Genomic DNA, 6,822 nt, shown 5'->3' with positions numbered 1-6,822 from the left:
AAACTTATCCGAAGTTCGCCGGTGACCACCCGCGAAACTGACCGGCCGCTACAGCGCTTTATCGATGAGCGCGCGTCCGGTCAGCTTCGCTACCCTCAAAACCTACACCACGCGCCGGGACACGACCATCTCGATGTATCTAAACTGTCATTCAACGCCTTTACTAGGCCGCCCCTATGACGCTTCCTCAGCACAGGGCGGCCTGGCTTGGCCGTCATATATTCCCGCATGAAGCGGCTGTGCGGCAATGGCTTGCTCGGCGCCCATCGGGCTGGGGCATGGATGTCGATGATATCATTCAGGAAAGCTACGCCATCCTCGCGGGGCTGGAGCGCATCGATCACATTGTTTCGCCACGCAATTATTTTTTCGAGGTCGCCAAGTCAGTCGTGCTGCGCTCCCTACGGCGCTCCCGCGTGGTGATGATCGATGCGCCAGCGCATGCCGAGATCCTGGAAGTGCCTGAGCCTGCTCCCGATCAGGAAAGGCTGCTCTCTGACCGGCAGGAATTGGAGCAGGTTGCCGCGTTCATCGACCGGTTACCCGACCGGTGCCGAGAGGTGTTCGTGCTGAGAAAATTGCGCGGCTTTTCTCAAAAGGATGTGGCGCGTGATCTAGGCATCGCGGAAAGCACTGTCGAGAAACATATGGTCAAGGCGCTCGCCAGCCTGACAAATGCATTCGGGCGTGGCGGAAATCGACGCAATCGGTCATCTAGGGACGGTGAGCGAGATTTTGAAACAGAGCGCCGGGATGCCCAGGGCTGAAGCAAACGCACGCGATGAATGCGCAGCGCACTGGGCCCTTCGCGTCAATTCCGGGCTGATCTCACGGGACGAAGAAGCGGAACTGGACGCATGGACGAGTGAGGATGCCCGTAACTTGGGCGCATTCGCACGGGCCATGGCAGCCAATGCCTATTTCGACCGCGCGGCTGCACTGGGTGTTCCCTATCCACCCAAGGAAGAACGCTCTGCACAGAGCCCCGACTTATGGGCTCTGGATGAGCACCGGGCGTATAGCAGCAAACCGCTGGGTGTGTCTCGGCGCGGGTGGATCAGCGGCGGCCTGGGTGCGATGGCGGCCGCGCTGGTCGGTGGTATCGGGCTAAAGCATTGGCTGGGAGCAGAAAGCTATGCGGCGCCCTTGGGCAATGTGCAGCGATCGGCGCTGCGCGATGGATCGGCAGTAACGCTTAACAGCAGTGCCGAAATCAAGGTTGCCTTCAAGGATGCTCTTCGCCAGGTCAGCTTGGTCACGGGCGAAGCCAATTTCGACGTCGCCAAGGATGCCGCTCGTCCCTTCATCGTCGATGCAGGCCCGGTGCAGATACGCGTTGTCGGCACGAGCTTCCTGGTACGTCTCGACGATGACGATCGTGGATCGATCACAGTGCGCGAAGGTATTGTCGAGGTCCATAATGGCGCTGACAATCCGGTCCGTCTCATCGCGGGCGATCATCTGTCCTTTGCACGGCAAACCATGAAGCAGGAGCGACTGACCATGGCCGATGTCGATCGCATGGGATTGTGGCAACGCGGCGAAATGGACCTGACCGGCATGACGTTGGCGGATGCGGCCAGCGAGTTTGCCCGCTATTCCGACATGAAGATCATGATTGATGATCCAGCTGTCTCAGCTTTGAAGGTTGCCGGCGTCTATTCCACCAGCGATCCGGCAGGCTTCGCGCGCGCCGCCGCCTTGGCGCAAGGCCTCAAAGTGGCGGTTTCCGTGGATAAAATCACACTCTCAAGATAATCTGCAAAAAAGTTGCTGTCTGAGTGGAGGATCGGCATCCAGACGGCATCTAGTCTGCGAACCCGGCCTTCAAGGTCGAACAGCGGGGACAGATTTTTCATGAACGCCAGATATTTTTCCGGCTGCAGCATCATTGCTGCGGCCGTTGCCGTCGCGACACCAGCCCATGCGCAGCAGCGTGCTTTCGACATCCCGGCACAGCCCTTGCCGACCGCGATCGCAACGCTGGGCAAGCAGGCACGGCTGCAAATCGTCGCACCCGGTGAAGGGCTGGAAACCGTTCGCAGCCGGTCGGTAAAGGGCATGATGGATGCGCGCGCAGCCCTCAAACAGTTGATCGCCGGAACCGGCCTGGAAATCGCAACCGACGACGGCGCGCGGATCGTCCTGCGCCGTGCCACGCAATCGCGTCCAACCGCCAGGCCGACCGCCCAGCATGCCGACCCTGAAGATGCGATAGTCGTCACCGGCTTTCGCGCGAGCATGAACATCGCCCGCGAGATCAAGCGCAAGTCTGACGCAATTGTCGACAGCATCGCGGCTGAGGATATCGGCCAGCTTCCCGACAATAGCGCGACCGAGGCACTGGCCCGACTGCCCGGCGTCCAGATCTTCCGCAATCGCGGCGAGGGCCAGTCGATCACCATCCGCGGCATTTCCCAGGTTGTGACGATGATCAACGGCCAAGAAGCCTATACCGGATCGTCTCGCCGAACGCTGCTCAACAGCTATCCCGCCGGCCTAATCCGGTCGATGGAAGTCTACAAGGCGCTGACCCCGGACCTGATCGAGGGCGGCATCGGCGGCGCGGTGGACGTGCAGCTTCGCCAGCCGCTCGACTTCAAGAAGGGGATGACGGTCGCCGCCACGCTGCGGGGCAGCTATGACGACCAGGCGAAGAAGGCCTTCGACAACGCCGACCTGCTTGTCGCTGGCAACTGGGATACAGGCGCAGGCGAAATCGGCGTCATGGTCAATGCCTCCTATCTGAAGCGCGACTATTATGAATCCTATCGCGAAAGCCTCCAACCGCAGACTAATGCGGCAGGCCAGACATTCCCGACTGGCATCCTGCTTAAAAATCCCAAGGGAAGCTATGAGCGTCCCGTGTTCACAGGGGAGGTGCAATGGCGGCCGGCGTATAATTTCGGCCTCCATCTTCGCGCCACCAACGTTACCGACGACAATGAATATACCGACACCGACCTGCAGACCAACATGGCGCTGACCACAGCGCTCACTAATGTCGAGCTAGTCCCTGGCACTGGCATCGTGAAGAGCGCGACCTTTACAGCGACGGCGGATTCCGGGCCTCGTTCCAATCACACCCGGCAATTGCTCGACACGACGCAGGTTGAACTCGGTGCGGATTTCACCTCCGGCATCGCGACGCTCACGACCAATGCCGTCTACACGACATCGAAAATCGAAACCGATCAGCAACTCATGCTGCTTTCTTTCAACAAAGCGCCGGTGATCGATGCGGTGTTCCAGAGCGACAGCAAATATGGCGGTCTGTCCTACACCTATCGCAACATCGACCTCTCAGACATCAACCAGTTTCACGTCCGGGCCTATTCCGACACACGCACGCGGCAGAAAGGCGAGGGCCTGCAATGGCGAACTGACCTCAACCTCGACACCGGCACCGGTTTCTTCCGTTCGGTCAAGACCGGTGTCCGCTATGCCCGGCGCAGCGCCGATTTTCAGACAGGCACCGGGCTTGCCAATCTCAACGCGCTGAACTTGCGCATGTCCGCCTTCCCCGGCGGCAGCACTCCCGTCAGTCTTACGCGCGGCGTCTCGGCGGATGATGCCATGCTTCCCGGTGGCTGGGTTGGTTACGACGCAAACTGGCTCGCCAGCATGAGCAATGTGAAGAGCCTCAACGCCTATGTGGACTCGCTGCAAGCCACCAAGCTCTACACAGATGACGGACGACCGGCCTTTGCGCCGCAATCGGCATTCAATGGCAAGGAAACCAGCTATGCCGCCTATGGCCAGGTCAAATATGGCTTCGACCTTGGCGGCGTGGCGATAGACGGCGTCGCTGGCGCGCGCCTCGTCAACACGGTGCTGGACATAAACGGTACGCAATATGCCGTTTCCCGATCACCGACGTCCGGCGGCAATGTGACCACATACACACCCGTTCATGCTCGGCAGAATTATCTGGATTTTGATCCCAGCTTCAGCGCGGTGGCGCATTTCAGTTCCGCGCTTCAACTGCGCCTCGCCTGGACAAAGACCTTCAGCCGCCCCGACTTTTCACAACTCAACCCCAGCCAGACCTTCTCGCAGGTTCTCGCTGGATCTGGCGCCTATACAGGTCGGGTGACGACCGGCAATCCGAACCTTCTGCCGATCCGTTCGACCAATTGGGACGCGTCGCTGGAATATTATTATGGTCGGGCCGGCGCCGCAAGCATCGCCCTATTCCAGCGCGACGTGAAAAACTACATCGTCAACACGATCGAGAAGGATGACAGCATTCCCGGTGCGCTGGGCATCGTCGATGTGACCCGACCGATCAACGCCGGCGACGGCACGATCAAGGGCATCGAAGCCAGCGTCAGCACCTTCTTCGACTTCGCGCCGGGCATGCTGCGCAATTTCGGTGCCTCGGCCAACTATAGCTTTACGGACTCCAAGCAGGAACTGCCTGCCACGGACGCGACGGCGGCCTTCACGGGCCAAACCGCTGGCATATCCAAGCATGCCTATAATCTCGCACTTTTCTACGATGACGGTAAGTTTCGCGCAAAGATTGCCTATAGCTGGCGCGGTCGATTCGCCCTTGCCTATAATCTGACCGATCCAACCAAAAATCTGAACTGGTATCCGATCGAACGGTTGGCGGCTTCTGCAACCTATAATTTCAGCCGCAACCTGTCGCTGACGATCGACGGAACCAACCTGACCAACCGGCCGCAGCGGGCCTATTGGGGATCGGAAGATTTCCATGACCGCGTCTATTTTGAAGGGCGGACCTATTCGGCTGCCATGCGCTTCAAATTCTGAGAGCCCGGCATAATGAGGCATATATTTTTGGCGCCTGTCCTCGTCGCGATCGCGGCGAGCGGTCCGGCTTCGACCGCTCCAGCGCCTGCCAATAGCGGGCCATGGGGCGGTGCCTGGGGCTACGCCACCTCGCCCGCGACCAAGACGGTACGCGATATTTTGCCTGCCGGCACTTACCGCTATCGCTTGCGTTCCAGCCAGTCAGGCGACGGCCTTCGCTTTGTTTTCACCAATCCGGACGGTGCTATCCCGTTGGAAATCGTTCGCGTGACGGTTGCACATGCGGCCACAGAGGAGGGTTTCGGGCTCGATGCGGCGACTGAACGTCCGGTCCTTTTCGACGCGGGTTCCAACACCCATCTGCCAGCAGGGATAAGCCGGGCCAGCCATGTGGTCGATTACGGCGTTCAGACAGGCGACGACCTCATCCTGACGATCGACACCAGCGCGCCCAGCACGACGGTCGGCGGCAATGCCGGTTTCCCCGTCGCGTTCAGCGAAGCCGCGATGCCTGCGGACGGCGCGGGTCTGGAACCGCGCAAACTGCGCCCCGTCATCACCCATATGATCGTACGCAATCCATCGGCGCCCTGCACAATCGTCACCATGGGGGACTCGATCACGGAAGGCGCCCGAGGCACAAGGACGGGCTGGCGCGGCTGGCCAGGCGTGCTGGCGCGCAGGCTTGCCGAAAAGAGGGGCGCACATTGCGGCGTCGTCAATATGGGGATCAGCGGCAATCGCCTGCTGCGTGATGGGCGCGGAACTGCGGCGGTCGATCGCTTCGACCGGGATATCGCCTCTGTGCCTGGCGTCACCCATCTGATCCTGTTAGAAGGGATCAACGACATCTGGCGCAGTAGCACGCCCGGCGAACCGGCGGTGGGTGCCGCCGATCTGATCGCCGGCTATCGCCGGATTATAGATATGGCCCATGCGCGCGGCATCCGCGTGATCGGGGGCACGATGACGCCGGGTTGGGGCTCCAAATATCTCTCGCGGGATATGGAGCAGGTGCGCCAAAAAGCAAATCAGTGGATCCGCAAGGGTGGCGGATTTGACGCCGTGATCGATTTCGAGGCGGCGCTGAGGGACGGAGAAAGTCCGCCTGCGATCAGAAAATCCTTCGATTCCGGGGACAAGCTGCACCCTGGCGACAACGGTTATGAAGCGATGGGTCGCGCCGTGCCTCTTTCCCTGTTCCAGCCGCCACCCTCCTGAAGATCCGACAGACCGTCGGTCTGCCATTGGGCGACAGATGGCACATCGCTACAAAAGGAATCCCATGAAGTTCCACATTCTACTCGCCACCGCCCTTGCCGGTACGATGGCGTTGTCGCCGGCTGCTCCGGCGTTCGCCTGGGGACATCTGGCCCATGCGGTGATCGATCGTGCCGCGATCGAGGCTTTGCCGCAGGACGGCCCCGTCTTTCTGCGCGACTATCTGGACTATATCACTGCCTCCGCCACCCTGCCTGATAAATGGCGGTCCTCGAGCGAACCCTTCGCCAAGATCGAGGAAGATCCCAACCATGGCTGGTTCCGAGAGCAGTTCGATTTCCTAAAGCCCCTGCCACGTTCGCGCCACGCCTTCATCCTCGCCCTATATCGCGAACATCTGAGGATCAAGGATAGCGACCCTGCGGCCGCTGCACGCATGAATGTCCGCTGGACCGGCACCTTGCCCTATGCCGCCATGGAACAATATGGCCAGATGGTCGCTGAAATGCGGCTGTTGCGCGCAGCACGGGTAAAAGGCGATGCTAAGCAGGCCATCATCCTCGAACAGAATATTGCGCATACGGTTGTGCGTCTTGGTCACTACATTGGCGATGGCGCCGAGCCGCTGCATGACTCGGTCAACAGCGACGGCTGGCGCGGCGCAAATCCCAAAGGCTTCACGCGCGACGGCAAAATGGTCTGCCCCCACCGAGTGGACCGATTGGTTTGTTAGTGCATTAAGCGCATCGCCGCCATATCCGGACGGAGGTGGAGCGAAGCGGAACCGGAGGCCGGATATGGCGGTGTCGCCGTTTCCGGTGC

6 protein-coding genes are annotated in these 6,822 nt (G+C 60.3%); 5 read left to right on the top strand and 1 reads right to left on the bottom strand.

Annotation, left to right across the window (positions count from 1 at the left end; all coding sequences use genetic code 11):
• Positions 1 to 176: 176 nt before the first annotated feature.
• The 5 genes from F4U94_RS23625 (at position 177) to F4U94_RS23605 (ending at position 6,733) form a co-directional block, all read left to right on the top strand.
• Positions 177 to 767: a sigma-70 family RNA polymerase sigma factor gene (locus F4U94_RS23625; protein WP_120253330.1), complete on the top strand. Its 591-nt coding sequence runs from the start codon at positions 177 to 179 to the stop codon at positions 765 to 767.
• Positions 688 to 1,758, top strand: coding sequence for a FecR family protein (locus tag F4U94_RS23620; RefSeq protein ID WP_161600442.1), 1,071 nt, complete (start codon positions 688 to 690; stop codon positions 1,756 to 1,758). The genes F4U94_RS23625 and F4U94_RS23620 overlap by 80 nt, the downstream gene beginning before the upstream one ends.
• 99 nt (positions 1,759 to 1,857) lie before the next feature.
• On the top strand, positions 1,858 to 4,779 hold the full coding sequence (locus tag F4U94_RS23615) for a TonB-dependent receptor (RefSeq protein ID WP_150412338.1): 2,922 nt from the start codon (positions 1,858 to 1,860) through the stop codon (positions 4,777 to 4,779).
• 27 nt (positions 4,780 to 4,806) lie between these two features.
• Positions 4,807 to 6,000: an SGNH/GDSL hydrolase family protein gene (locus F4U94_RS23610; protein WP_161600441.1), complete on the top strand. Its 1,194-nt coding sequence runs from the start codon at positions 4,807 to 4,809 to the stop codon at positions 5,998 to 6,000.
• A 64-nt stretch (positions 6,001 to 6,064) separates the two neighbouring features.
• Positions 6,065 to 6,733: a phospholipase C/P1 nuclease family protein gene (locus F4U94_RS23605; RefSeq protein ID WP_120253334.1), complete on the top strand. Its 669-nt coding sequence runs from the start codon at positions 6,065 to 6,067 to the stop codon at positions 6,731 to 6,733.
• Here F4U94_RS23605 and F4U94_RS23600 read toward each other — a convergent pair.
• Positions 6,730 to 6,822, bottom strand: a 93-nt coding sequence (locus tag F4U94_RS23600) for an integrase catalytic subunit (RefSeq protein ID WP_150412337.1), incomplete at its 5' end; no start/stop codon positions are given. The two genes, F4U94_RS23605 and F4U94_RS23600, sit on opposite strands and share 4 nt — an antisense overlap.

This window comes from Sphingobium limneticum (assembly GCF_008710155.1).
GTDB classification, from domain to species: domain Bacteria; phylum Pseudomonadota; class Alphaproteobacteria; order Sphingomonadales; family Sphingomonadaceae; genus Sphingobium; species Sphingobium limneticum.
Note: the sequence above shows the minus strand (reverse complement) of the source record. Positions and strands in the feature narration are given on the sequence as shown.

Coding starts and splice junctions, on each gene's coding strand:
- F4U94_RS23615 (WP_150412338.1), top strand. CDS start 1,858: ATGAACGCCAGATATTTTTCCGGCTGCAGCATCATTGCTGCGGCCGTT.
- F4U94_RS23605 (WP_120253334.1), top strand. CDS start 6,065: ATGAAGTTCCACATTCTACTCGCCACCGCCCTTGCCGGTACGATGGCG.
- F4U94_RS23625 (WP_120253330.1), top strand. CDS start 177: ATGACGCTTCCTCAGCACAGGGCGGCCTGGCTTGGCCGTCATATATTC.